Origin of the sequence: Micromonospora sp. NPDC047762, from assembly GCF_043204655.1 — a bacterium.
Lineage (GTDB): Bacteria > Actinomycetota > Actinomycetes > Mycobacteriales > Micromonosporaceae > Micromonospora.
In genome coordinates, this window is the sequence record NZ_JBIDCQ010000002.1 from 633,398 (window position 1) to 658,031 (window position 24,634).

Genomic DNA, 24,634 nt, shown 5'->3' on the forward strand with positions numbered 1-24,634 from the left:
GGCGCAAGGATCCGCCGGTGACAAGCGCCCCTCCTGGACCGGATGCGTCAAGAGCCGGCTCTCTGCGCCTCGGCCGAGCGGGGATGCGGTCGGCGGGGCCGAGGGGCACCGGGGCGCAGGTACGCGACCAGGGCGTCGAAGCCGGGCCGGCTCAGTCACCAAAGCGCCAGGGGTGCCATGCGTCAGTGTCGACGGCGACGCATGGCGAGACGTCACAGAGACAGCATTTAGCATTCACCGCGAGTCGAATTGTGTGATCAGGTGAGTAATAGCCACCTGATCGCTCGCACGTGTTACTCCCTCAGCTCGACGATCAGGTCGGGCTGAGGGAGTAATTGTCGAACCTTGTGTGCGTGCTCGCTACATATAGACTCTTGCGCCGTAGGACCCGCCGTTTTCCTTCAGGACAAAGCTCGCGATCTTTGAGTCGGGGAAGCTTCGGCAGCCACCGCCATAATTCCAGTCGGTAACGCTGACGTCCTGGCCGTCCGTCCGCCGGAACAGGCCGATCACCGTGCGGCCATCGTCCTCGTTGTCGCAGACCTCGATCGTGGAGGAGTTGTTGTCGTTGTTGGTGGCGCACGCCCGGTCGTAGCCGTCATAGGCACACTTGGTTGTCGCGGCCTGCGCCACGCCTGGCACTGCGGCGAGCACAAAGGCAATGCCAAGCACGGAAGCTCCTGCGGCGCGGCCCATCATTCTCTTCATTTGTCTCCCCGTGTGGTTGGAACGTGTCGAGATGGCGAAATCATACGTACCTCAGTTCCGTCGGTCAATGTCTTGACAACCGCCCACACCACTGATGCGCGGGGAAATTGAAAGCGCCTGCCTGAAATCAAATCTTCGGTCCTTGACGAACGGGTCCCAAGCGCCCGCAACCCACACGCACCGACCACGGCTCACGGCCTGCTGACCATCTGCCCGACGCCATCCACCGCCATGGTCGGCACCACCGTGCGTCGCCCTGGCCGGGTGTGCTTCCTCGGGAGGTGTCGGGCCGGAGGCATAGACTTGTCGGGCGATGCATCCTCTCTTCGACATCCCCGCGTCCCCGCCTGCGCCGGAGTCCGCGCCGGCCCGCCCGCACCGACCCGGGGCGGCCACCGCGCGTCTCGATCCGCAGCAGCTGCTCGCCGGGCTGAACGGGCCGCAGCGCGACGCCGTCAGCCATGCCGGCTCGCCGCTGCTGATCGTGGCCGGCGCCGGGTCCGGCAAGACCCGGGTGCTCGCGCACCGGATCGCCTATCTGCTCGCCGCTCGGGACGTGCACCCCGGTGAGATCATCGCGATCACCTTCACCAACAAGGCCGCCGGTGAGATGAAGGAGCGCGTCGCCGCGCTGGTGGGCCCCCGGGCCCGCCTGATGTGGGTGTCGACGTTCCACTCGGCCTGCGTGCGGATCCTGCGTGCCGAGCACGAGCACGCCGGCCTCAAGTCGACGTTCTCGATCTACGACGCGGACGACTCCCGCCGGTTGATGCAGCTGGTCACCCGCGAGCTGGATCTCGACCCGAAGCGCTACCCGGCGCGTGGTCTGGCCGCCCAGGTCTCCAACCTCAAGAACGAGCTGGTCGACCCGGAGCAGTTCGCGGCGCGGGCCACCGGCCCCAACGAGCGGGCGCTGGCCGAGGCGTACACGCTCTACCAGCGTCGGCTGCGTGAGGCACACGCACTGGACTTCGACGACCTGATCATGACCACGGTGCACCTGCTCCAGTCCCACCCGCACGTCGCGGAGAGCTACCGCCGGCGGTTCCGGCACGTGCTGGTGGACGAGTACCAGGACACCAACCACGCCCAGTACGTCCTGATCAAGGAGCTGGTCTCCGGCACCGACGGGCTGGAGCCCGCCGAGCTGTGCGTGGTCGGCGACGCCGACCAGTCGATCTACGCGTTCCGGGGTGCGACGATCCGCAACATCCTGGAGTTCGAACGGGACTTCACCGACGCGCGGACGATCCTGCTGGAGCAGAACTACCGCTCCACCCAGACCATCCTCAACGCGGCCAACGCCGTGATCGACCGCAACACCTCCCGCAAACCCAAGCGACTGTGGAGCGAGGCCGGCGCCGGCGAGCAGATCGTCGGCTACGTCGCCGACACCGAGCACGCCGAGGCCGACTGGGTGGCCCGGGAGATCGACCGGCTGGTCGACGCCGACGAGACCCGCCCCGGCGACGTCGCCGTCTTCTACCGCACCAACGCGCAGTCCCGCGTCTTCGAGGAGGTGTTCATCCGGGTCGGCCTGCCCTACAAGGTGGTCGGCGGGGTGCGCTTCTACGAGCGCAAGGAGGTCCGCGACGCCCTCGCGTACCTGCGTTCGGTGGTCAACGACGACGACACGGTGAGCCTGCGGCGAGTGCTCAACACCCCGCGCCGGGGCATCGGCGACCGCGCGGAGGCGTGTGTCGAGGCGCTCTCCAGCCGCGACCGGATCTCCTTCGGCGCGGCGCTGCGCCGGGCCCGGGAGGCGCCGGGCATCTCCAGCCGGGCGGCCAACGGCATCGCGGACTTCGTGGCGCTGCTCGACGACGCCCGCGAGCTGGCCGAGACCGGCACCCCGGAGGAGGTGCTGGAGGCGCTGCTGACCCGTTCCGGCTACCTCACCGAGCTGGAGGAGAGCCTGGACCCGCAGGACGCCGGCCGGGTGGACAACCTCCAGGAGCTGGTCAGCGTCGCCCGCGAGTACACCGAGCGGATCGAGGCGCTGGGCGAGGAGGGGGAGCGGGCCACCCTGGCCGGCTTCCTGGAGCAGGTGGCGCTGGTCGCCGACGCTGACCAGATCCCCTCCGACGACCCCGACCACCAGGGCGTGGTCACCCTGATGACGCTGCACACCGCCAAGGGGTTGGAATTCCCGGTGGTCTTCCTGACCGGGCTGGAGGACGGCGTCTTCCCGCACCTGCGTTCGCTGGGCGACACCCGCGAGTTGGAGGAGGAGCGCCGACTGGCGTACGTCGGCATCACCCGTGCCCGACAGCGGCTCTACCTGTCCCGGGCGGTGACCCGCTCGGCCTGGGGGCAGCCGTCCTACAACCCGCCGTCGCGCTTCCTGGAGGAGCTGCCGACCGAGCTGGTGCACTGGGAGCGCACCGAGGGGTCGTACACCTCGTGGGCTGGCGGGGGCGGCGGCGTCGGTGGCCGCGCGGACCGCGCGCCCGGCGCGCGTGGCAACTTCACCGGGGGTACGCCGAAGGCGGCCCAGTTGGCGCAGCGGCTCGGCGTGGACGCCAGCCGGCTGACCACCGCCAGTGAGCTGCCGCAGGGGCCGAAGGTGTCCGCGGGCGACCGGGTCAACCATCAGCGGTACGGGTTGGGGCGGGTGCTCGCCGTCGAGGGGCACGGCCCGGGCGCCCGTGCGCAGATCGACTTCGGCGACCAGACCATGTGGCTGGTGCTCCGGCACGCCCCGGTCGACAAGCTCTGACCCGTCGCTACCAGGATCGTGCCAGATCACGGAAAGAGTGGCCTCACGTACCGCTGAGGCCACTCTTTCCTTTTGTCCCGCGCAGGGACGTCGCCTCAGCAGCCCAGGTCGACGCCACGGGACCGCATGAACGGGGCCGGGTCGATCTGGTTCCACATGCCCTGGTGCACTTCGAAGTGCAGGTGCGGGCCTGTGGCGTCGCCGGTGGCGCCCTCGTAGCCGATGACCTGGCCGGCCTTGACCGCCTGGCCGACGGTGACCGCGATGCGGCTCTGGTGGGCGTAGTGGGTCAGGTAGCCGTTGCCGTGGTCGATGAAGACGGAGTTGCCGTACCCGTCGGAGGCGTCGCCGGCCTGGGTCACGGTGCCGGCGGCCGCTGCGTGGATCGGCGTACCGGAGGGCAGCGCCAGGTCGATACCGGCGTGCAGGGTGCCCCAGCGCTGCCCGTAGCAGGACGTGACGGCTGCGCCCGGCATCGGGTCGACCCAGGCGGGTGTGGGCCTGGTGGTCTTCTTCGGCTTCGGCTTCGGCTTGGCCTTCGCGGCGGCCGTCTTCGTGGGGGTCGGGCTGGCGCTGACCGCCGACGGGCTGGGCGTCGGGCTGAGCGAGGGGGCGACCGGAGTGCTGGATTCACGGACCGAGCGGTCGGCCCGGCTCGCGGCCTCGGCCCGGGCCTGGGCGTCGAGGGAGACGGCGGCGGGTGCCGGGCGGTCGGTGCCGCTGGTGGCGACGGCGACACCTCCGAGGCCGAGGGCTACCAGGGCGGCGGCCGCGAGCACGATGAGGCGGTTGCGTCGGCCGGTGCGCTGCGACGGCGCGGTCTGGTCGGTGTCGGGGGTGTTCTCGTTCTGGACGGGGCTGTCTTCCTGCACGGCGGACCTTCAGAGTCGAGGGGCACTTGACCTCGAAATACTGGTGTCGGGCCGAGGTGGGGCAGGCGGGGGGACCGAACCCTCGTGCGGAGAGCGGATGGTCGGCTGCCCGGATATGACCCGCTGTGCGGCGCTACATCCGGAAAAGTGATCATGTTGGCAGGTGCCGTCGGTCACATCCGGCACTGTGACCCGGGATACATCCGCCAGGACCGGGTGACGAAAAACCGCCCGGATCGACAGATCCGGGCGGTCAACGGTCGTTACGCGCCGTCAGGAGGCGGCTACCTCGCTGTAGATTGCCTCGACTTGCAGCTTGATGTCCACTCCGCGCTCCTGGAGGAACGGCACCGGGTCTTCCGGCTGCCCCTTGACATGGATCTCCAGGTGCAGGTGCGTGCCGTACGCGTGGCCGGTCTGGCCCACGAGGCCGAGCTGGTCGCCCGCCTTGACCTGCTGGCCTTCCTTGACGCTGACCGCGGAGGAGTGGCCGTAGATGGCCTCACTGCCGTCGGCGTGCTGGACGATCACGGCGTTGCCGTACCCACCGAACCAGCCGGCCTTGGTGACCAGCCCGTCGTGGATCGCCACGTAGGGCGTGCCCTCGGGGGCGACCAGGTCCACGCCGGTGTGCATCTTGCCCCAGCGGACGCCGTACGGGGAGTTGAAGTCGTAGCCCTGCAGCGGCAGCAGCCAGACCTCTTGCTCGGCGCTGTCCTTGCTGCGGCTGTCCCGGGAGGCGCGGTCGGCGTTGTCCGCACGGGCCGCTGCGTCCTGGCTGGTGACCGACGCCTGCTTGAGCTCGTCGAGGACCGTCGGGCTGACGTCCTTCGCGTCCGGCAGGGCGCTCGCGCCGAGGGCCACGATGCCGGCACCGACGAACGCGGTGGTGACGACAGCGGCGTAACGGCTGCGGGGTGGGGTGGGTACGCGGCGGCGACCGCGATATCGATCGGGCTCAGACGACAGGCGCTGGCGCACGCACACCCTCCGTTGTCGGGGTTCCGAAGCGGCCGGTGGGTGTCCCCTGAGACTCCAGTGAGACGTCCGCTGACCGCGTCGTCACCCGTCCATGGACCTGATGACAACCGTGGACACGTTAGCCAACCGCCAGGCGAGTCACAAGCTAGACCGAAAAATTGGCGTGTCGATCTGTCCGTTTGCGTCCATGATTGTCATGCATCGCGCCGCTGAACGGTGCCCCTGTCGCTGCCCGTTCGTCGCCGAGCGTGACCGTTCCGGCGGAGTCGTCCGGCTTGACTCCGGACGGTGCCGGGATGGTGTCCCGGCCCTGCCAGCGGCGTGGCTCTGGCGAAGCCGGGTCGGCCACCTCCGGGTTGCGCGGTGGATGCGTCGGGTAACGGCCGGTGACGGAGCCCGGATTTCCCGGGCCGGGCCCGCCGGGTTACCGTTCGTTAAGGTGAAGGCGGTCAAGCCGGTGAAAGGTGTGCGCTGATGAGCTCTCGGATTCGGGTCGTCGTCGCGAAGCCCGGCCTGGACGGCCACGATCGGGGCGCGAAGGTCGTCGCGCGCGCCCTGCGGGACGCCGGGATGGAGGTCGTCTACACCGGCCTGCACCAGACTCCCGAGCAGATCGTGGAGACCGCCATCCAGGAGGACGCCGACGCGGTCGGCCTGTCCGTGCTCTCCGGCGCGCACATGACGCTCTTCCGGCGGGTGCTGGAACTGCTCGGTGAGCGGGACGCACGCGACATCGTCGTGTTCGGTGGCGGCATCATTCCGAACGGCGACATCCCCGAGTTGGAGAAGCTGGGCGTCGCGAAGATCTTCACACCGGGCGCTACCACCCAGGCGATTGTCGAGTGGGTCCGCGAGAACGTGGCCCAGCCGGTTTCCTGAGGAACGCCGAACTGCTGCCCCACCGATTTTGGGCACGGGGGAGGGGCCGGACGCACCCCTCACACGTCCGGCCCCTCTATGCACGATGCCCCGCCGCCACCCCTCGACCGACAGGGCATCGGCCGTATCCCGTCTTTGCGCTGTTCAGCGCTCCGACATCTGACTCAACGACGCCCACACGGCAGGGTTACGCAAGCCGGACAACATCGCCCGGACGGTGGATGCCGCCGGAGTTGTGGCAGGAAACCGGCCACACCTGATGTTCGGTTGTGCATTACCGCACACCGTGCACCCGCTCGGTTGCCGGTGGTGCCGACCTCGCTAGGCTGCGGCCAATGGCCTGTTTCAACTGATGACAGGCGTCAAGCTGTTTTCTGAACGCTGGTGGCGGCGCGACGGCGCGCCGCGGAGACGGGACGGGACGCGCAATCGTGGACCTGTACGAGTACCAGGGGCGGGACCTGTTCGAGCGGCACGGCTTGCCCGTGCTGGCCGGCGGCGTCGCCACTACCCCGGAAGAGGCCCGCGCGATCGCCGAACGCCTTGGCGGCCGTGTGGTCGTCAAGGCGCAGGTAAAGGTCGGCGGCCGAGGTAAGGCCGGCGGCGTCAAGCTGGCCGAGGGCCCGGATGAGGCGGTGGCTCGGGCCACCGACATCCTCGGCATGGACATCAAGGGTCACACCGTCCACAAGGTCATGATCACGGTGACCGCGGACGTGGCCGAGGAGTACTACTTCTCGTACCTGCTCGACCGGGCGAACCGCACCTTCCTCTGCATCGCCAGCGTCGCCGGCGGCATGGACATCGAGCAGGTCGCCGCCGAGACCCCCGACAAGGTCGTGAAGGCCCCGATCGACGCCGTCAAGGGCGTGGACGAGGCCAAGGCCCGCGAGATCGTGACCGCCGCCGGCTTCCCGGCCGAGGTCGCCGACCAGGTGGTCGAGATCGCCGTCGGCCTGTGGCAGGCGTTCGTCGCCGAGGACGCCACCCTGGTCGAGGTCAACCCGCTCGCCAAGAACGGCGACGGCCGGATGCTGCTGCTCGACGCCAAGATCAGCCTGGACGAGAACGCGGCGTTCCGGCACCCGGACCACGAGGCGCTCGTCGACCAGGCCGCTGTGGACCCGCTGGAGCAGGCCGCCAAGGCCAAGGACCTCAACTACGTCAAGCTCGACGGCGAGGTCGGCATCATCGGCAACGGCGCGGGTCTGGTCATGTCGACCCTCGACGTGGTCGCGTACGCCGGTGAGCGGCACGGCAACGTCAAGCCCGCCAACTTCCTCGACATCGGCGGCGGCGCGAGCGCCGCGGTGATGGCGAACGGGCTGGAGATCGTGCTCTCCGACCCGGCCGTGAAGAGCGTCTTCGTCAACGTCTTCGGCGGCATCACCGCCTGCGACGAGGTCGCCAACGGCATCATCCAGGCGCTGGCCCTGCTGGAGCAGCGCGGCGAGCAGGTCACCAAGCCGCTCGTCGTCCGTCTCGACGGCAACAACGCCGAGGCTGGCCGGGCGATCCTGGACAGCGCGAACAACCCGCTCGTGCAGCGGGTGGACACCATGGACGGCGCGGCCGAGCGGGCCGCCGAGCTGGCAGCTGCGGGGGTCTGATCATGGCTATCTGGCTGACCAAGGACTCGAAGGTCATCGTCCAGGGGATGACCGGTTCCGAGGGTTCCAAGCACACCCGGCGGATGCTGGCCGCCGGTACCAACGTCGTCGGTGGCGTCAACCCGCGCAAGGCGGGCCAGACTGTCGACTTCGACGGCACCGAGCTGCCGGTCTTCGCGTCCGTCGCGGACGCGATGGCGCAGACCGGGGCCGACGTCACTGTCATCTTCGTGCCGCCGCAGTTCACCAAGGCCGCCGTGGTCGAGGCGATCGACGCCGCGATCGACCTGGCCGTGGTGATCACCGAGGGCGTCCCGGTGCACGACACCGCGTCGTTCTGGGCGTACAACGTCTCGCAGGGCGAGCGGACCCGGATCATCGGGCCGAACTGCCCGGGCATCGCCTCGCCGGGCGCGTCCAACGCCGGCATCATCCCGGCCGACATCACCGGCTCCGGCCGGATCGGTCTGGTCAGCAAGAGCGGCACGCTGACCTACCAGATGATGTACGAGCTGCGCGACATCGGTTTCTCCACCTGCGTCGGCATCGGCGGTGACCCGATCATCGGGACCACCCACATCGACGCCCTCGCGGCGTTCGAGGCCGACCCGGAGACCGACGCCATCGTCATGATCGGTGAGATCGGTGGCGACGCCGAGGAGCGGGCCGCCGAGTTCATCAAGGCCAACGTCACCAAGCCGGTGGTCGGCTACATCGCCGGCTTCACCGCTCCGCCCGGCAAGACCATGGGTCACGCCGGGGCGATCATCTCCGGCTCCGCCGGCACCGCCGAGGCGAAGCAGGCCGCGCTGGAGGCCGTCGGCGTCAAGGTCGGCAAGACGCCGACCGAGACCGCCAAGCTGATGCGGGAGATCATGTCCGGCAACTGAGCCGGTCAGGCAGCGCAGAGGGGGTCGACCGGTCACGGTCGACCCCCTCTGCCGTACGCGTCAGTCGTTGTTCCAGAACGGGTAGTTGCCGGTCGAGCGCAGGATCGCCCCGCCGATGATGTTGATCACGCCGAACGCGATGGCGAGGTAACCGAGCAGCGGCGACTGCCCGTACCGCCGGGCGTCGCGGATGGACAGGTAGCCGAAGACGATGCCGAAGATGCCGCAGCAGATCAGCCCCAGCACGATGCCCAGCACGCCCCAGAGGGTGGTGCGGTCGCGTCCCTGGGCCGGTGGTGGTGGGGGAGGCGGGTATGGCGTCGTCACAGCTTCCTCCGAGCGGTCATGGGCGACGTGCCGGCCCGGACCGCGACCGGCGGGCCCGTCCCGGGTGGCGGCGACTCGCGCCCCCTCAGGGCCGAGGCTAGACCGGCCCGGGTGGGCAGGACGTCGGTTCGGTGAACTCGCCGACCTTAGGAGGGGTTAACGGACTGCCACCGCCCGCGCGACGTGCCAGAGTAGAGCGGATGTCCCCCGTCACCCCTGACCATCCCAGCCGTCCCGGCGGTGTGAGCGCCGACGACCGGCCGGTCGACCGTGCCGCACCGGCCCGGCGGGTGCCCGCGCCTCGCGCTGGTGGGTCGCCGCGCGGGCGGGCGCCGCTGCCCGTTGCCGCCGGGGTGGCCGCCTGCTGGGCCGCCGTCACCTCGTACCTGCCGGTCGCCATCGTGCTCGGCCTGGTGCAGCTCGGCGCGGATGGCACCACAGTGACCGGCACGCTGCGCACCGCGCTGGCCGGCTGGCTGCTCGGGCACGGCGTGCCGTTGCACACCGAAACCGGGCCGCTCGGGCTCGCCCCGCTGGCGCTGACAGTGCTCGCGCTCTGGCGGCTGAGCCGCGCCGGCGTGCACGTCAGCCGTGCGATCGGTGCCCGCGACACCCGCTCACCGCGCCGGGCACTGCTCGCCGCGGTCGCGGTCGGCATTGCGTACGCGCTGCTCGGCGCGCTCGCGGCGGTGCTGGTCGGCACCGGCGGGCCGAGTGTGTCGCTGATCCGGGCGGGCGCCACGTTCGCGGCGGTCGGCACACTCGCCGCGCTGGTCGGCGCGGTCCGGATCACCGCCGTGACCCGGCTGCTCGTCTCCCGGCTCCCGAGCCCGGTGCGCGACGGCGTTCGCACCGGCCTGGTGGCCGGGCTGCTGCTGCTCGGCGCGGGCGCGGGAGCAGCCGGCCTGGCGGTGGCCACCGGTGGCGGCGATGCGGCCGACATGATCGGGGCGTACCGGACCGGAGTCGCCGGGCAGGCCGGCATCACCCTGGTCAGCGTCGCGTACGCGCCCAACGCGGCGGTCTGGTCGACCAGTTACCTGCTCGGGCCGGGGTTCGCGGTCGGAACTGACACAGCGGTCCGCACCAGCGAGGTGTCGGTCGGCGCGCTGCCGGCCGTGCCGCTGCTCGCTGGCCTGCCGCGTGGCCCGGTGGACGGCTTCGGCGCCCTGCTGCTCGCGGTGCCGGTGCTGGCCGGGATGGTCGCCGGTTGGCTGCTCGCCCGGCGGGTGGCTCGACTCGCCGGGCCGGAGCGGGCTGCGCAGCGCTGGGCCGTGTTGCTGACGCCGGCGGTGCTGGCCGGGCCGGTGGCCGGTGTGGTGCTCGGTGCGGCAGCGGCGGTCTCCGGTGGGCCGCTGGGCGCCGGCCGGCTGTCCCAGGTCGGCCCGGTGAGCTGGCAGGTCGGGGCGGTGGCGGCCGGTGTCATAGCGGTCGGCGCGCTGGTCGGCGCTGCCGCCACCCGGGCGCTGACCCGCGGGCCCGCGCAGTAGACGAGCGCGGGGCGCTCCGAGTGAAACCGGAGCGCCCCGTCGAATCCGAACCCGTCAGGGCTGGGTGGGCAGGTTGACCTGCGCCACCACGCTCAGGATGAGCAGCAGGATGCCCAGCCCGACGCCGACCGCGCCGCAGATCAGGCCGGCCTTGGCCTGGCCGGCGTTGTTGGCCTGACCCTGGGCCACCTTCTGCTTGGCGAGGTAGCCGGTCACGATGCCAGCGATGCCGACCGGGATGCCCAGGTACAGGCAGCAGACCAGCGGGATCGACGCGATACCGAGGATCATCGACACCAGGCCGAGGGTGTTGTTCTGCCCCTGCGCCTGCGGGTACCCGGCGTTCGGGTAGGTCGGGCCGGCGCCGTACGGGGGCTGCTGCTGCGCGTACGGGTCGTTCGGCTGCTGACCGTACGGCTGGCCCGAGGTGGGCTGCTGACCGTACGGGGCCTGCGGCGCGGCGTACGGGTCGTTCGGCTGCTGGCCGTACGGCTGGCCGGAGGTGGGCTGCTGGCCGTACGGGGCGGCCGGCGGCTGGGGAGCGGTCGGGTCCTGGTTGGGCTGCTGGCCGTACGGGTCCTGACCGGGGTTACCGGGCTGCATTCGAGAAGCTCCTTGGACTGGTTCCGTCAGTTGGTGCTCTTATTTCCATCCATGATCGCGGTCAGTCCTCCCAAAGCCCAGTACAGCAACAGGACGACATGTCTCCCAAAGCAGGCAAAAAGCTCCTAGTCGACCGCTTCGCGTGCCGGATCAGGGGCGGTGTGTGGGCCGGTGCGGCGTTCGGCCCGAGCGAGCGGCAGCGTACCGGGTCGACGCACGTCCGCACTGTCGAAGATCGGCGTGCCGCCCAGTCGAAGGGTGTCCCTGACCTGCCCGATAGGGTGGCCCGGTGACCGAGCCCGCGCCTGTCGCCCGCATCGTCGTCCTCATCTCCGGCTCCGGGAGCAACCTTCAGTCGCTGCTGGATGCCGCCGCCGACCCCGCGTACGGCGCACAGGTCGTCGCGGTCGGCGCGGACCGCGACGGCATCGCGGGCCTGGACCGGGCCGACGCGGCGGGGGTGCCCACCTTCGTCGAGCGGGTCCGCGACCACGACACCCGGGAGGGCTGGGACCGCGCGCTCACCGCGCACGTCGCGAAGCACCAACCCGACCTGGTCATCTCCGCCGGTTTCCTCAAGTTGGTCGGCCCGCACTTCCTCGCCGCCTTCGGCGACCGCTACCTGAACACCCACAACACGCTGCTGCCGGCGTTTCCCGGCATCCACGGCCCGCGTGACGCTCTCGCCTACGGCGTGAAGCTCACCGGAGCCACCCTCTTCTTCGTCGACGCCGGCATGGACACCGGGCCGATCGTCGCGCAGGTCGCGGTGCCGGTGCTGGACGACGACGACGTCGACACGCTCACCGAGCGCATCAAGGAAGCCGAGCGACGCCAGCTCGTCGAGCAGGTCGGTCGGCTGGTCCGCGAAGGCTGGACCATCACCGGAAGGAAGGTCACGGTTCCGTGAGTCCCACTCAGGACGGGCGCCGCCCGATCAGGCGGGCGCTGGTCAGCGTCTACGACAAGACCGGGCTGGCCGAGCTGGCTCAGGCCCTGCACGCCGCCGGTGTGGAGATCGTGTCCACCGGCAGCACGGCGGGCACCATCGCCGCCGCCGGGGTGCCGGTGACGCCGGTGGAGACGGTGACCGGGTTCCCCGAGGTGCTCGACGGCCGGGTGAAGACCCTGCACCCGAAGGTGCACGCGGGTCTCCTCGCGGACCTGCGGAAGGACACCCACGTGGCGCAGCTCGACGAGCTGGGCGTGGCGGCGTTCGACCTGCTGGTCTCCAACCTGTACCCGTTCCAGGCGACCGTCGCCTCCGGCGCCGACGTCGAGGAGTGCGTGGAGCAGATCGACATCGGCGGCCCGGCCATGGTGCGCGCCGCCGCCAAGAACCACGCCTCGGTCGCCGTGCTCACCGACCCGGCCGCTTACCCGGCGCTGCTCGGCGCGCTCGCCGAGGGTGGCTTCACAGTGGCCCAGCGCCGCGCGCTGGCCGCCCGGGCGTTCGCCGACATCGCCGAATACGACGTGGCGGTGGCCCGGTGGTTCGCGCAGGAGCTGGCACCCGCCGACGACTCGTGGCCGCAGTTCGCGGGGCTGGCGCTGCGCAAGTCGACAGCGCTGCGCTACGGCGAGAACCCGCACCAGCCGGCCGCGCTCTACACCGACCCGGACGCCCCGGCCGGGCTGGCCCAGGCCGAGCAGCTGCACGGCAAGGAGATGTCGTACAACAACTACGTCGACGCCGACGCCGCCTGGCGGGCCGCGAACGACTTCGCCGACCAGCCGGCGGTGGCGATCATCAAGCACGCGAACCCGTGCGGCATCGCGATCGGCGCGGACGTCGCCGAGGCGCACCGCAGGGCGCACGCCTGCGACCCGGTGTCGGCGTTCGGCGGTGTCATCGCGGTCAACCGGCCGGTCTCGGTCGAGCTGGCCCGGCAGGTCGCCGAGATCTTCACCGAGGTGGTGGTCGCCCCCGGCTTCGACGAGGGCGCGGTCGAGGTGTTGCAGGGCAAGAAGAACATCCGGCTGCTGCGGGCACCGGCCTGGACGCCTGCGCTGGTGGAGTTGCGGCCGGTGACCGGCGGCGTGCTGGCCCAGGTCGCCGACCGGGTGGACGCCCCCGGCGACGACCCGGCGAGTTGGCGGTTGGCGACCGGCGAGGCCGCCGACGAGGAGCTGCTGCGGGACCTCGCGTTCGCCTGGCGGGCGGTCCGCGCGGTGAAGAGCAACGCGATCCTGCTCGCCAAGGACGGCGCCACCGTCGGTGTCGGCATGGGTCAGGTCAACCGGGTCGACTCGGCGCAGCTCGCTGTCACCCGCGCCGGCGCCGACCGGGCCCGCGGCTCGGTCGCCGCCTCGGACGCGTTCTTCCCATTCGCCGACGGCCCGCAGATCCTCATCGACGCCGGCGTCCGCGCCATCGTGCAGCCCGGCGGCTCCATCCGCGACGAGGAAGTCATCGAAGCGGCCAAGAAGGCAAACGTAACGATGTACCTGACCGGAACCCGCCACTTCTTCCACTGACCCCGAGGGCTTCGACCCCGAGGGCTTCGACCCCGTCGATCATGAAGTTATTGCCCTGACACGCCGACGTGCAGGGCAATAAATTCATGATCAACGGTTGAGGTCGGGTTGGGGTCAGGCTGTGGTGGTGGGGCGGAGTTCGGCGAAGTGGCAGGCGGACGGGTGGGGGTCCGCCGCCCTCGGCACCGTCGCCGGGTCCTGGGTGGCGCAGATGTCCTGGGCCTTCCAGCAGCGGGTCCGGAAGTGGCACCCGCTGGGCGGGTCGGCCGGGCTGGGCACGTCGCCGACCAGCCGGATCATGTTGCGCTGGTCGCGGGCCTCCGGGTCCGGCACCGGCACCGCGGAGAGCAGAGCCTGGGTGTACGGGTGGGTGGCCCGCTCGTAGATCTCGTCCTCGGTGCCGATCTCGACGATCCGGCCGAGGTACATCACCGCGACGCGGTCGGCGATGTGCCGCACCACCGACAGGTCGTGCGCGATGAAGATGTACGAGAGCCCCAGCTCGCCCTGCAACTGCTTGAGCAGGTTGATCACCTGGGCCTGGATGGAGACGTCGAGCGCCGACACCGGCTCGTCGCAGACGATCACCTCGGGCTTCAGCGCGAGGGCGCGGGCGATGCCGATGCGCTGACGCTGACCGCCGGAGAACTGGTGCGGGTACCTGTTGATGTGCTCCGGGTTGAGCCCGACCAGGTCCAAAAGCTCTTGAACCCGCTTGGCCTTGCTGCCCTTCGGCGCGGCATCCGGGTGGATCTCGAACGGCTCGCCGATGATGTCGCCGACGGTCATCCGCGGGTTCAGCGAGGTGTACGGGTCCTGCATCACCATCTGCATGTTGCGGCGCAGCCGGCGCAGCTCACCCCCGGAAGCCTTGAACAGGTCCTTGCCCTCCAGGGTGGCGCGCCCGGAGGTGGGCGTCTCCAAGCGCATCAGCAGCCGGGCGAGGGTGGACTTGCCGCAGCCGGACTCGCCGACGACGCCGAGCGTCTCGCCCCGACGCAGCTCGAAGCTCACCCCGTCGACGGCCTTCACCGCCCCGATCTGCCGCTGGAACAGCACGCCCTGGGTGATCGGGAAGTGCTTCACCAGGTTGTCGACGGCGAGAATGGTCTCGCCGCGGACCTTCGTGGGGTTAGCGGGCGACGCTGTCATCACGGACCTCCTGCGCGAAGTGGCAAGCGCTGGTCCGGCCGTCGCCGAGGACCAGGTCGTGCGGCACCTCGTCCACGCAGACCTGCTGGACGTACGGGCACCGGGGGTGGAACGGGCAGCCGGACGGGATGCGCATCAGGTTCGGCGGCAACCCCTTGATCGTCGACAGTTCCTGGCCGCGAACGTCCAGGCGCGGGATCGACTCCAACAAACCCTTCGTGTACGGGTGGGCGGGTGCCTTGTAGAGCGAGCGGACGTCGGCGTGTTCGACGATCCGGCCGGCGTACATGACAGCGATCCGGTCCGCGACACCGGCGACCACACCCAGGTCGTGGGTGATCAGGATCATCGCCATGTTGAGTTCCCGGCGCAGGTCGGCCAGCAGGTCCATGATCTGGGCCTGCACTGTCACGTCGAGGGCCGTGGTGGGCTCGTCGGCGATCAGCACCTTCGGGTCCAGCGCCAACGCCATGGCGATCATGACGCGCTGCCGCATACCGCCGGAGAACTGGTGCGGGTAGTCGCCGATCCGCTTGGCGGCACCCGGGATCTTGACCAGATCCATCAGCTCGACGGCACGACGTCGAGCGTCGGCTCGGGACATGCCGGCGCGCTGGCGCAGAGTCTCACCGATCTGCCAGCCGACGGGGAAGACCGGGTTGAGGGCGGAGAGCGCGTCCTGGAAGATCATCGCGATCTCCTTGCCGCGTACCTGCCGGCGCTGCTCCTCGGAGCGGGTGAGCAGATCCTCACCCTGGTAGAGGATCTGGCCGGAACGGACGAACGCGGGCGGGGTGTCCAGGATGCCCATGATCGCCTGGGCGGTGACCGACTTCCCCGAGCCGGATTCGCCGAGCACGGCAAGGGTCTCGCCGGCGTCCAGGTGGTACGACACCCCGTTGATCACCCGGGCGACACCCTCGTTGGTGCGGAACTCGACGTGCAGGTCCCGCAACTCCAGCAGGTGACCGCCCTCGGGAGTGGCGGAGGCGGGAGTGGGATTGACGGTCATGATGTTCTCACCGCAGCTTCGGGTCGAAGGCGTCACGGATCGCGTCGCCGAGCATGATGAACGCCAGCACGGTCAGTGCCAGGAAGGCAGACGGGACGATCAACGGCGTGGCCGCCTCCCGCATGTGGATCCGGCCGGTGTCGATGTCCTGCCCCCACGAGATGGTGGGCGCCTTCAGGCCGATGCCGAGGAAGGAGAGCGTCGCCTCGGCCGCGATGAACGAGCCGAGCGCGATGGTCAGCACGACGATCGCCGGGGCCAGCGAGTTCGGCAGAATGTGCCGCCACATGATCCGGCTGTTGCCGGCGCCGAGCATCCGGGCCGCCGCGACGTAGTCCTGCTCCTTCGCGGTGATCACCGAGGACCGGACCACGCGGGCGGCGGTGGTCCAGCCGAGGAGGGCCAACACGAAGACGACAGCGCCGATCCGAGCCCACTGGTTGTCGCTGGACACCCGCTTGAGCAGCACGATCGCGGCCAGCAGCAGCGGAATGCCGAGCACCACGTCGATCACCCGGGATAGCACCGCGTCGACCCAGCGGCCGAAGTAACCGGCCAGCATGCCGACCACCAGCGCGATGATGCCGGTGCCGAGCGCGGCGAGCGCGCCGACCAGCAGCGATGCCCGGGTGCCGTAGACCGCCCGGGAGTACGTGTCGCAGCCCTGGAAGTCGTACCCGAAGATGGCCCCGCCGGACGGCCCGGCGTGCTGCCGGGAGAGCAGGCAGTCGTTCGGGTTGTTGGCCGTGAAGACCCCGGGCAGCAGCGCCATCAGGGTGAAGATGACGACCAACGCCAGCGAGATCCAGAAGATCGGGTTGCGGCGCAGGTCGCGCCAGGCGTCTCCGGCCAGGCTGCGGGGCTTGTTCGCGGCGCCGACCTGGTTGGGCGTGCCCGGCTCTCCCGAGGGGCCACGTCGCGCGGCCTGGTTCTCGGTGGCCGCCACAGTCTCAAAGTCACTCATAGCGGATCCTCGGGTCGAGTACGGCGTACAGGACGTCCACCACCAGGTTCGAGACCAGGTAGACCACGACGAGCACGCTGACGATGCCCACCACCAGGGGGCCGTCCTCGGTGCGGATGCCGCGGAAGAGGTTGAAGCCCACGCCGGGGATGTTGAAGACGCCCTCGGTGATGATCGCGCCGCTCATCAGGTTGCCCAGTTCCACACCGAGGAAGGTGACCACCGGGATCAGCGAGTTGCGCAGCACGTGAACGATGACGATGCGCCGCTTGACCAGGCCCTTGGACCGGGCGGTCCGGACGTAGTCCGCGCGCAGGTTCTCCGCCACCGAGGCCCGGGTGAGTCGTAGGGCGGTGGCCAGCGACAGCGAGCCGAGCACGATGCCCGGCAGCAGGAGCGCGTAGAACGTCGGGTCGGAGCCGGCGGTGGGTGGGAAGAGCTGCCACTTGACGCCGAGGAAGTACTGCGCCAGCGGTGCCAGCACGATCGTCGGGATGCCCAGCACCAGCAGGGTCAGCACCAGCGTCGAGTTGTCGAAGATGCTGGCCCGGCGGATGCCGGCGAGGACCCCGGCGGTGACACCGAAGATGATCGCCACGGCGAGCGCGATGAGCGCGAGCCGCACGGTGACCGGCCAGGCCTGCTGGAGGATGTCACCGATACTCCGGCCGGTGAGCGACTCGCCCAGGTTGCCCTGGAGCAGGTCCTTCACGTAGTCGAAGTAGCGGTAGAAGAAGCCGCCGACGCCCGTCTGATCCAGGTTGTACTTCTCGGTGAGGTAGGCCCGCTGCGCTGGCGTCACCGGCCGTTCGCCGGCGAGCGCCTGGATCGGGTCGCCCTGCCCGGCGAATGTCAGCGCGTAGACGATCAGGGTGGTCCCGAAGAACGCCAGGACCATCTGCAGTAGGCGCCGCAGGATGTAGCGGAACATGCTTAGCAGTCTCTCCGGAAATGTGCGAAAGGGTCGCAGGACGGCATCTCTGGTCGTACCCGAAATATCCGAGACGTGCCGTCCGGCCCGGTGGAGCCGGCGCCACCGACGCCGGGTCCGCTGCTGCGGCCCGGCCCCGGTGGCGCGGTCGGGGCCACCCGGGCTTCGTCGCCCGGGTGGCCCGCACCATGGTCAGCTCAGCTGGCTGCTTCGATCTTGACGAGGTTGACCCGCTGGAACAGGTCCATCTCCACGTTCTTGACCTTGGACGAGTGGCCGAACACGTTCTCGCCGAAGCGGAGCGGGATCACCGGCATGTCCTTGGCCAGGATGTCCTCCGCCTGCTGGTACTTGGCGATCGCCTCGTCCTGCGTCTTGGCGGCGGAACCCTCCTTGACCAGCTTGTCGAACTCCGGGTTGCTGTAGCCGTAGTAGTTCGACGAGCCGTTCGTGCTGTACAGCGGGCCGAGGTAGTCCTCCATGGTCGGGTAGTCCATGACCCAACCCATCCGGAACGCACCCACCGGCGTCTTCTTCTCGACCTTGGTCAGCAGGTCGGCGAACTTCGGCTCGACCGAGCCGACCGCGTCCACGCCCAGGTTGGTCTTGAGCTGGTTGACCGTGGCGTCGACCCAGTCCTTGTGCCCGCCGTCGCCGTTGTACGAGATGACGATCTTCGACGGACCGCCGGCGGCCTGGTAGAGCTTCTTGGCCTCGGTCGGGTTGAACTGGGCGGCCTCGCCCGCGGTGTCCTCCCGGTAGCCCGGCAGGACCGGCGAGACGAAGGAGCGCGCCGACGTCTGCGAACCCTTGAAGACCGACTTGGTGATCTCGTCACGGTCGATCGCCATCGAGATGGCCTTGCGCACGTCCGGCTTGCTGTAGTCCTTGTCGAACGTCGGGAACGCGAGGAACTGGAACGACGACATCGGGCTGGTCTTGTACCGGTCACCCAGGTCGCTCGGCGCGGTGCTCAGGCTCTCGGTCGGGATCGTGGGCAGCACGTCCAGGTTGTCCGCCAGGACGTCCGCGTAGGCCGCGGTGAGCTGCTGGTAGATCCGGAACTCGATGTTCTTGACCTTGGGCTTCTCGCCCGGGTACGCGTCGTAGCGCTCGACGTCGATCTTGCTGTCGTGCTGCCAGGTGCCCTTCATCTTGAAGGGGCCCTGCCCGATCGGCGCCTGCTCGTAGGAGTCCTTGAGCACGCCCGGAGCCGAGAACGCGGCGTCCGGCATCGGGAAGAACGCGTTGTAGCCGAGCGTCGTCTTGAAGTCGATGTACGGCTCGGAGAGCGTCGCGGTGAAGGTGAGGTCGTCGACCTTCTTCAGGCCGGACATCTCCTTGGCCTTCGGCGCCTTGCCCTGCAGGTCGGCGTAACCAGCGATCTTCTCGAAGAAGGGGTTGGTGTCCTGACCGTTCGGGGCGTACGCGCCGTAGTTCCAGGCGTCGATGTAGTTCTGGGACGTGACCTTCTCACCGTTGTGGAAGGTGAAGCCGTCCTTGATCTTGATCGTCCAGACCTTGTTGTCGGACGAGGTGATCGACTGAGCGGCGACCTCGTACGGCTTGTTCTGGGCGTCGTAGTCGACGAGCGGGCTGAACAGGCCGGCGATCACCTGCGACCCGGACGTCTCGGTGGTGTTTGTGGGAACCAGGTGCTTCGGCTCGGCGATCTGGATGCTGACCACCGAACTGTCGCTGCCACCGGATCCACCGTCTCCGCCGCTGCCGCAGGCCGCGAGGCCCAGCGTCACCGCGAGCGGGAGGGCGGTCCAGGCGGCGAGTCTACGAACTCGCATTGAGCCTCCTCATCTCCTCACGCTGCGCAGTCAGGCCCGACGCTGGGTTTACGCTGCGCAACAAGCGGTAACGGTAGGTCGGTGACGGGCCTTCGACAACGACGCGGTTGCGGGTGGGTAACGGTCCGGGGTTGATTCAGTTGTCGAAGGCGAGTGAATCTGCTACCCCAAATCGGACTCACTGACGTTGGCCTGCTGAAATCCCGACGTTTGACGTTGCGTTCGAACCCTCCCGGTCAGGTCGACGCCGCCTGGGGCGGCCGTCCCATCTCCGTGGATCAGGCCCGCCCTGTCTGGTTCGACAGTGATCGAATCCACAGATTGTCACTGAAAGTGACTAGCAACACCTCACGCAGGGTTACTCCAGTGGCAGTCACTCCGACGCGACCCGGCCCGTCCGATGGCCGCCCCACCGCAGTGGGCGGCGGACGGCCCGGAGCGAGGTCGTCTGATCCGCGGGCGGTGGCCGTGAGACGATCTGGTCGTGACGGCGACGCTTCTGGACGGCAAGGCAACCGCAGCGGAGATCAAGGACGAGCTGCGCATCCGGGTGAAGGCACTGGCGGAACGCGGCATCACCCCCGGGCTCGGCACGGTCCTGGTCGGGGCGGATCCGGGCAGTCAGGCGTACGTCAACGGCAAGCACCGCGACTGCGCCGAGGTGGGCATCGCCTCGATCCGCCGCGAACTGCCGGCCGACGCCACCCAACAGCAGGTCGACGACGTACTGGCCGAGCTGAACGCCGACCCGGCGTGCCACGGCTACATCGTCCAGCTGCCGCTGCCGGCCCACCTCGACACCCAGCGGGTGCTGGAGTTGATCGACCCGGACAAGGACGCCGACGGCCTGCACCCGGTCAACCTGGGTCGGCTCGTGCTCGGCTACGACGGTCCGCTGCCGTGCACGCCGCGCGGCATCGTCGAGCTGCTCCGCCGGCACGACGTGGCGCTGCGCGGAGCCACCGTCGCGGTGGTCGGTCGCGGCAACACGGTTGGCCGACCGCTCGGCCTGCTGCTCACCAGGCGCAGCGAGAACGCCACTGTCACCCTCTGCCACACCGGCACCCTCGACCTCGCCTCGCACACCCGGGCCGCCGACATCGTCATCGTCGCGGCCGGCGTACCGGGTCTGCTCACCGCCGACATGATCAACCCGGGCGCGGTGGTGGTGGACGTCGGCATCACCCGCGTCATCGGAGCGGACGGCAAGGGCCGCTACACCGGCGACGTGGACCCGGAGGTGGCCGAGACGGCCGGCGCGCTGGTCCCCATGCCCGGCGGCGTGGGCCCGATGACCCGGGCCATGCTGCTCACCAACGTCGTCGAGCGCGCCGAGCGCGGCTGAACCGGACGCCGGCGACGCCGGTGACGTTCGACCCATCCCGGCGACGGCCGCCGCCCCTGCCCTGTTCGGTGCCAGGATGACTGATACGGTCCGGAAAACCGACTGGTATCAGGGAGTGGGACGACCATGGGTAAGAAGGTCACTGTCGTCGGGGCTGGCTTCTACGGCTCCACCACCGCACAGCGCCTGGCCGAGTACGACGTCTTCGACACCGTAGTGATCACCGACATCGTGGAGGGCAAGCCCGCGGGCCTCGCGCTCGACCTCAACCAGTCCCGGGCCATCGAGGGCTTCGAGACCAAGGTGGTCGGCGTGACCACCGGCCCCAACGGTGAGGGCTACGAGAGCATCGAGGGCTCCGACGTCGTCGTGATCACCGCTGGTCTGCCGCGCAAGCCCGGCATGAGCCGGATGGACCTGCTGGAGACCAACGCCAAGATCGTCCGCCAGGTCGCCGAGAACGTCGCCAAGTACGCCCCGAACGCCGTCGTCATCGTGGTCTCCAACCCGCTGGACGAGATGACCGCGCTGGCCCAGCTCGCCACCCAGTTCCCGAAGAACCGGGTGCTCGGCCAGGCCGGCATGCTCGACACCGCCCGGTTCAGCAACTTCGTCGCCGAGGCGCTGAACGTGCCGGTGGCCTCGGTACGCACCCTGACCCTGGGCTCGCACGGTGACACCATGGTCCCGGTGCCGTCGAAGAGCACCGTCAACGGCAAGCCGCTGCGCGACGCCATGCCGGCCGAGCAGATCGAGGAGCTGGTCGTCAAGACCCGCAACGGTGGCGCCGAGGTGGTCGCGCTGCTCAAGACCGGTTCGGCCTACTACGCCCCGTCCGCCGCCGCAGCGCGGATGGCGAAGGCTGTCGCGGAGGACTCCGGCGAGGTCATGCCGGTCTGCGCCTGGGTCGACGGCGAGTACGGCATCTCCGGTGTCTACCTGGGTGTCGAGGCCGAGATCGGCGCCGAGGGCGTCAAGCGGGTCGTCGAGACCGACCTGGACGCCGACGAGCGCGCCAGCCTCCTGGAGGCTGCCGAAGCCGTCCGCGCCAAGCAGGGCGACATCTCCAGCATGTAGTTCCCCCGAACCACAGCATCAGCGAAGGGCGCGCCGGCTTTGCCGGCGCGCCCTTCGCCGTCCACCCCACCGAACCAGTCCACCCCACCCCACCCATCCCACCCACCCCACCCCGGCGCCGGCCCCGCCCCGGCCCCGCCCCGGCCCCGCCCCGGCCCCGGCCCCCGGTTGATCAAGAGGTTTACGTCAGGAACCGCGCCCCTGGTGACGCGAACCTCTTGATCACGAAATGGGGTGGGTGGCGAGGGAGGGGCGGCGCGTCGGTTGGTGGGGCCGGCGGGCGCGGTGGGCGCTGCTTCGGGGATGTTGCTGCCTTGAGGGCTTCGGAGGGAGCGCCTTCAGTGATGTCGCGCGGATCTTCGATCGAGATCGTGCTCGATCCTGGTTGTAGTGGTACCCCGGGCTCGCGTTACCCCCTTATCCAGGATCGAGGGGCTTGCTCGACCGCTCCGATGGGTGATCCCCTCGCGGCACCCCGTCGATCATGGAGTTGTTGCCCTCCGGGTCAGCGTGTCGAGGCAACAACTTCATGATCAATGGGAGGTGGGGGCGCGGCGGGTGATCACGAAGGGCTGGTGAAGGGGGTTCCGAGGTGAGGGGTGGCCAGGACGGTGGGGGAGTGGGTGCGCAGGGCGGCCAGCCGGGAGGTGCGGGCGAGTTCCAGGTCTTCCTCGTGGGCGTACGCCAGCTCGGGGTCGACGAGTTGCACCATGTGCACCAGCAGGTCCCCGGTGAACAGCATCCGTTCGTCGGCAGAGGTCAGGAGCACCGACTGGTGACCGGGCGTGTGGCCGGGGGTGGGCAGCAGACGTACCGCTGGGGTGAGGGCGGTCTCGCCGTCGACCACGCGGAGCTGGCCGGCGGTGCGCAGGGGCGCGATGAGGCCGGCCGGCAGCCAGGGGTTGAGCGTCTCTGCCGCGTCGACTTCGGCGCGCTGGACCAGGTAGCTCGCGTTCGGGAAGTACGGCCGCCCCGGCGTGCCGGTGACCGCCCAGCCGATGTGGTCGCTGTGCAGGTGGGTCAGGACGACGGTGTCGACATCGGCGGGGTCGATGCCTGCCGCAGCCAACTCGGCGGGCATCCGCCCCGGCACTGGCGCCCAGCTCGCGGCGGGTGCGTCGGCTGGGCCGATCCCGGCGTCGACAAGCGTGACCGGCCCGTCTCCGGCGCGGATCGCGAAGCTGCGGAACGGCAGCCACCATTGCCCGTCGGCGGTCACCGAGCCGGGGTCGCGCCGGTCAGCCTCCGCCCAGTGCGCCGCTGTGGCCTGCGGAAACGCCTCCGCGCGGGGCTGGAAGAAGGCACCCTCACCGTCGGTGAGTGCGGTGACCGTGATAGACCCGAGGGTGCGGCTCAGTGGCATCGGACGATGATTCCAGGGCATTCCTGTTCCGCGCAGCCCGGTTTCGCCGGCCGGTCGAGGCCGGCTGGGGGCTGTCCGCCCAATTGCAGTACGCTCGTACTGCTTGAGCACGTGTCCCCCGAGAGGAGCGCCGGCCGATGGCGAAGATCAAGGTAAACAACCCGGTCGTAGAACTCGACGGCGACGAGATGACCCGGATCATCTGGAAGCAGATCCGGGAGCAGCTGATCCTGCCCTACCTCGACGTCGACCTGCACTACTACGACCTGTCGATCCAGCACCGCGACGAGACCGACGACCAGGTCACGATCGACGCCGCCAACGCCATCAAGGAGCACGGCGTCGGCGTCAAGTGCGCGACCATCACCCCGGACGAGGCCCGGGTCGAGGAGTTCGGCCTGAAGAAGATGTGGCGGTCGCCCAACGGCACCATCCGCAACATCCTCGGCGGCGTCGTCTTCCGTGAGCCGATCATCATGTCCAACGTGCCGCGGCTGGTCCCCGGCTGGACCAAGCCGATCATCATCGGCCGGCACGCCCACGGTGACCAGTACAAGGCCACCGACTTCGTCGTCCCCGGCCCGGGCACGGTGACCATCACCTACACCCCGGCCGACGGCGGCGCGCCGATGGAGATGGAGGTCGCCAACTTCCCCGGCGGCGGCATCGCCATGGGCATGTACAACTACGACGAGTCGATCCGGGACTTCGCCCGGGCGTCGTTCCGGTACGGACTGGACCGCAACTACCCGGTCTACCTGTCCACCAAGAACACCATTCTCAAGGCGTACGACGGTCGGTTCAAGGACCTCTTCGCCGAGGTGTTCGAGGCCGAGTTCAAGGACGAGTTCGCCGCCGCCGGCATCACCTACGAGCACCGGCTGATCGACGACATGGTCGCCGCCGCGCTCAAGTGGGAGGGCGGCTACGTCTGGGCCTGCAAGAACTACGACGGTGACGTGCAGTCCGACACCGTCGCGCAGGGCTTCGGCTCGCTGGGTCTGATGACCTCCGTCCTGCTCTCCCCGGACGGTCGGACCGTCGAGGCCGAGGCCGCCCACGGCACTGTCACCCGGCACTACCGGCAGTACCAGAAGGGTGAGAAGACGTCGACCAACCCGATCGCGTCGATCTACGCCTGGACCCGGGGCCTGGCCCACCGGGGCAAGCTGGACGGCACCCCGGCGGTCACCGAGTTCGCCAACACCCTGGAGCAGGTCATCGTCGACACCGTCGAAGGCGGCCAGATGACCAAGGACCTCTCGCTGCTCATCTCGCGGGACGCCCCGTGGCTGACCACCGACGAGTTCATGAATGCGCTCGACGAGAACCTGGCCCGCAAGATCGCTGCCTGATCCAGGCGTACCGCGTCATCGGAGCCCGCCGGCGTCTCAGCCGGCGGGCTTCGGCGTGTCCAGCGTTGCCGCGCCGGTC

General features: G+C 69.6%; 21 protein-coding genes. 10 read left to right on the forward strand and 11 right to left on the reverse strand.

What is annotated here, in order from left to right:
* Nucleotides 1-360: 360 nt before the first annotated feature.
* Nucleotides 361-708 carry a hypothetical protein gene (locus ACGF3C_RS08515; protein WP_357233229.1) on the reverse strand — a complete coding sequence of 116 codons (348 nt, stop codon included), beginning with the start codon at nt 706-708 and terminating at the stop codon, nt 361-363.
* 313 nt (nt 709-1,021) lie between these two features.
* Between ACGF3C_RS08515 and pcrA the strand changes: the two genes are divergently transcribed.
* Nucleotides 1,022-3,427, forward strand: a complete 2,406-nt coding sequence (gene pcrA, locus ACGF3C_RS08520; protein WP_357233227.1) for a DNA helicase PcrA — start codon at nt 1,022-1,024, stop codon at nt 3,425-3,427.
* Between the two features lie 95 nt (nt 3,428-3,522).
* Here the strand turns inward: pcrA and ACGF3C_RS08525 are convergent, their stop codons facing one another.
* Both ACGF3C_RS08525 and ACGF3C_RS08530 read right to left on the reverse strand, forming a co-directional pair.
* Entirely contained in the window at nt 3,523-4,299 is a 777-nt protein-coding gene (locus ACGF3C_RS08525; protein WP_393220054.1) for a M23 family metallopeptidase, read from the reverse strand.
* A 273-nt stretch (nt 4,300-4,572) separates the two neighbouring features.
* Nucleotides 4,573-5,280 carry a M23 family metallopeptidase gene (locus ACGF3C_RS08530; protein ID WP_357229998.1) on the reverse strand — a complete coding sequence of 236 codons (708 nt, stop codon included), beginning with the start codon at nt 5,278-5,280 and terminating at the stop codon, nt 4,573-4,575.
* A gap of 474 nt (nt 5,281-5,754) precedes the next feature.
* Here ACGF3C_RS08530 and ACGF3C_RS08535 point away from each other — a divergent pair, with 474 nt between their 5' ends.
* From ACGF3C_RS08535 to sucD, 3 genes are all read left to right on the forward strand, one after another.
* Entirely contained in the window at nt 5,755-6,159 is a 405-nt protein-coding gene (locus ACGF3C_RS08535; RefSeq protein WP_088987674.1) for a cobalamin B12-binding domain-containing protein, read from the forward strand.
* Between the two features lie 431 nt (nt 6,160-6,590).
* Nucleotides 6,591-7,769, forward strand: coding sequence for an ADP-forming succinate--CoA ligase subunit beta (sucC, locus tag ACGF3C_RS08540; protein WP_091406357.1), 1,179 nt, complete (start codon nt 6,591-6,593; stop codon nt 7,767-7,769).
* Between the two features lie 2 nt (nt 7,770-7,771).
* Nucleotides 7,772-8,659 carry a succinate--CoA ligase subunit alpha gene (gene sucD, locus ACGF3C_RS08545; RefSeq protein ID WP_355010054.1) on the forward strand — a complete coding sequence of 296 codons (888 nt, stop codon included), beginning with the start codon at nt 7,772-7,774 and terminating at the stop codon, nt 8,657-8,659.
* A gap of 60 nt (nt 8,660-8,719) precedes the next feature.
* On the opposite strand, the gene ACGF3C_RS08550 is transcribed toward sucD, so the two are convergent.
* The gene (locus tag ACGF3C_RS08550; protein ID WP_091406354.1) at nt 8,720-8,986 is read right to left on the reverse strand and encodes a hypothetical protein; all 267 of its coding nucleotides are present in this window, start codon (nt 8,984-8,986) and stop codon (nt 8,720-8,722) included.
* 200 nt (nt 8,987-9,186) lie between these two features.
* On the opposite strand from ACGF3C_RS08550, the gene ACGF3C_RS08555 reads away from it, so the two are divergent.
* Nucleotides 9,187-10,476: a DUF6350 family protein gene (locus ACGF3C_RS08555; protein ID WP_393220061.1), complete on the forward strand. Its 1,290-nt coding sequence runs from the start codon at nt 9,187-9,189 to the stop codon at nt 10,474-10,476.
* A 54-nt stretch (nt 10,477-10,530) separates the two neighbouring features.
* Here the strand turns inward: ACGF3C_RS08555 and ACGF3C_RS08560 are convergent, their stop codons facing one another.
* Nucleotides 10,531-11,079 (reverse strand): DUF4190 domain-containing protein, encoded by a 549-nt coding sequence (locus tag ACGF3C_RS08560; RefSeq protein ID WP_355010052.1) that lies wholly within the window; start codon nt 11,077-11,079, stop codon nt 10,531-10,533.
* A gap of 289 nt (nt 11,080-11,368) precedes the next feature.
* Here ACGF3C_RS08560 and purN point away from each other — a divergent pair, with 289 nt between their 5' ends.
* Nucleotides 11,369-11,989 carry a phosphoribosylglycinamide formyltransferase gene (gene purN / locus ACGF3C_RS08565; protein ID WP_357189858.1) on the forward strand — a complete coding sequence of 207 codons (621 nt, stop codon included), beginning with the start codon at nt 11,369-11,371 and terminating at the stop codon, nt 11,987-11,989.
* On the forward strand, nt 11,986-13,557 hold the full coding sequence (gene purH, locus ACGF3C_RS08570) for a bifunctional phosphoribosylaminoimidazolecarboxamide formyltransferase/IMP cyclohydrolase (RefSeq protein WP_393220066.1): 1,572 nt from the start codon (nt 11,986-11,988) through the stop codon (nt 13,555-13,557). The genes purN and purH overlap by 4 nt, the downstream gene beginning before the upstream one ends.
* A gap of 114 nt (nt 13,558-13,671) precedes the next feature.
* Here the strand turns inward: purH and ACGF3C_RS08575 are convergent, their stop codons facing one another.
* From ACGF3C_RS08575 to ACGF3C_RS08595, 5 genes are all read right to left on the reverse strand, one after another.
* Nucleotides 13,672-14,709 (reverse strand): ABC transporter ATP-binding protein, encoded by a 1,038-nt coding sequence (locus ACGF3C_RS08575; protein ID WP_393220070.1) that lies wholly within the window; start codon nt 14,707-14,709, stop codon nt 13,672-13,674.
* Complete coding sequence (locus ACGF3C_RS08580) at nt 14,690-15,721, reverse strand: ABC transporter ATP-binding protein (RefSeq protein WP_112583768.1); 1,032 nt, start codon at nt 15,719-15,721, stop codon at nt 14,690-14,692. Before ACGF3C_RS08580 ends, ACGF3C_RS08575 begins: the two co-directional genes overlap by 20 nt.
* Nucleotides 15,722-15,728: 7 nt before the next feature.
* The gene (locus tag ACGF3C_RS08585; RefSeq protein ID WP_357207420.1) at nt 15,729-16,685 is read right to left on the reverse strand and encodes an ABC transporter permease; all 957 of its coding nucleotides are present in this window, start codon (nt 16,683-16,685) and stop codon (nt 15,729-15,731) included.
* Nucleotides 16,678-17,616: an ABC transporter permease gene (locus tag ACGF3C_RS08590; protein WP_112583767.1), complete on the reverse strand. Its 939-nt coding sequence runs from the start codon at nt 17,614-17,616 to the stop codon at nt 16,678-16,680. Before ACGF3C_RS08590 ends, ACGF3C_RS08585 begins: the two co-directional genes overlap by 8 nt.
* A 197-nt stretch (nt 17,617-17,813) precedes the next feature.
* Nucleotides 17,814-19,415, reverse strand: coding sequence for an ABC transporter substrate-binding protein (locus ACGF3C_RS08595; protein WP_357233820.1), 1,602 nt, complete (start codon nt 19,413-19,415; stop codon nt 17,814-17,816).
* A gap of 484 nt (nt 19,416-19,899) precedes the next feature.
* On the opposite strand from ACGF3C_RS08595, the gene ACGF3C_RS08600 reads away from it, so the two are divergent.
* A complete protein-coding gene (locus tag ACGF3C_RS08600; protein WP_088950132.1) occupies nt 19,900-20,760 on the forward strand; it encodes a bifunctional methylenetetrahydrofolate dehydrogenase/methenyltetrahydrofolate cyclohydrolase in 861 nt (286 codons plus the stop codon).
* A 126-nt stretch (nt 20,761-20,886) separates the two neighbouring features.
* On the forward strand, nt 20,887-21,837 hold the full coding sequence (locus ACGF3C_RS08605) for a malate dehydrogenase (protein WP_112583765.1): 951 nt from the start codon (nt 20,887-20,889) through the stop codon (nt 21,835-21,837).
* 562 nt (nt 21,838-22,399) lie between these two features.
* Here ACGF3C_RS08605 and ACGF3C_RS08610 read toward each other — a convergent pair.
* A complete protein-coding gene (locus ACGF3C_RS08610; protein ID WP_357230153.1) occupies nt 22,400-23,200 on the reverse strand; it encodes an MBL fold metallo-hydrolase in 801 nt (266 codons plus the stop codon).
* A 137-nt stretch (nt 23,201-23,337) separates the two neighbouring features.
* Between ACGF3C_RS08610 and ACGF3C_RS08615 the strand changes: the two genes are divergently transcribed.
* A complete protein-coding gene (locus ACGF3C_RS08615) occupies nt 23,338-24,555 on the forward strand; it encodes an NADP-dependent isocitrate dehydrogenase (RefSeq protein WP_355010184.1) in 1,218 nt (405 codons plus the stop codon).
* The last annotated feature ends 79 nt before the right edge of the window (nt 24,556-24,634 follow it).

Excerpts from the sequence above, each read along its gene's own strand:
- ACGF3C_RS08555 (WP_393220061.1), top strand. The coding sequence starts at position 9,187 with ATGTCCCCCGTCACCCCTGACCATCCCAGCCGTCCCGGCGGTGTGAGC.
- sucD (WP_355010054.1), top strand. The coding sequence starts at position 7,772 with ATGGCTATCTGGCTGACCAAGGACTCGAAGGTCATCGTCCAGGGGATG.
- ACGF3C_RS08605 (WP_112583765.1), top strand. The coding sequence starts at position 20,887 with ATGGGTAAGAAGGTCACTGTCGTCGGGGCTGGCTTCTACGGCTCCACC.
- ACGF3C_RS08535 (WP_088987674.1), top strand. The coding sequence starts at position 5,755 with ATGAGCTCTCGGATTCGGGTCGTCGTCGCGAAGCCCGGCCTGGACGGC.
- ACGF3C_RS08515 (WP_357233229.1), bottom strand. The coding sequence starts at position 708 with ATGAAGAGAATGATGGGCCGCGCCGCAGGAGCTTCCGTGCTTGGCATT.
- ACGF3C_RS08610 (WP_357230153.1), bottom strand. The coding sequence starts at position 23,200 with ATGCCACTGAGCCGCACCCTCGGGTCTATCACGGTCACCGCACTCACC.
- ACGF3C_RS08595 (WP_357233820.1), bottom strand. The coding sequence starts at position 19,415 with ATGCGAGTTCGTAGACTCGCCGCCTGGACCGCCCTCCCGCTCGCGGTG.
- ACGF3C_RS08560 (WP_355010052.1), bottom strand. The coding sequence starts at position 11,079 with ATGCAGCCCGGTAACCCCGGTCAGGACCCGTACGGCCAGCAGCCCAAC.
- ACGF3C_RS08580 (WP_112583768.1), bottom strand. The coding sequence starts at position 15,721 with ATGACCGTCAATCCCACTCCCGCCTCCGCCACTCCCGAGGGCGGTCAC.
- pcrA (WP_357233227.1), top strand. The coding sequence starts at position 1,022 with ATGCATCCTCTCTTCGACATCCCCGCGTCCCCGCCTGCGCCGGAGTCC.
- ACGF3C_RS08590 (WP_112583767.1), bottom strand. The coding sequence starts at position 17,616 with ATGTTCCGCTACATCCTGCGGCGCCTACTGCAGATGGTCCTGGCGTTC.
- ACGF3C_RS08575 (WP_393220070.1), bottom strand. The coding sequence starts at position 14,709 with ATGACAGCGTCGCCCGCTAACCCCACGAAGGTCCGCGGCGAGACCATT.
- ACGF3C_RS08615 (WP_355010184.1), top strand. The coding sequence starts at position 23,338 with ATGGCGAAGATCAAGGTAAACAACCCGGTCGTAGAACTCGACGGCGAC.
- ACGF3C_RS08585 (WP_357207420.1), bottom strand. The coding sequence starts at position 16,685 with ATGAGTGACTTTGAGACTGTGGCGGCCACCGAGAACCAGGCCGCGCGA.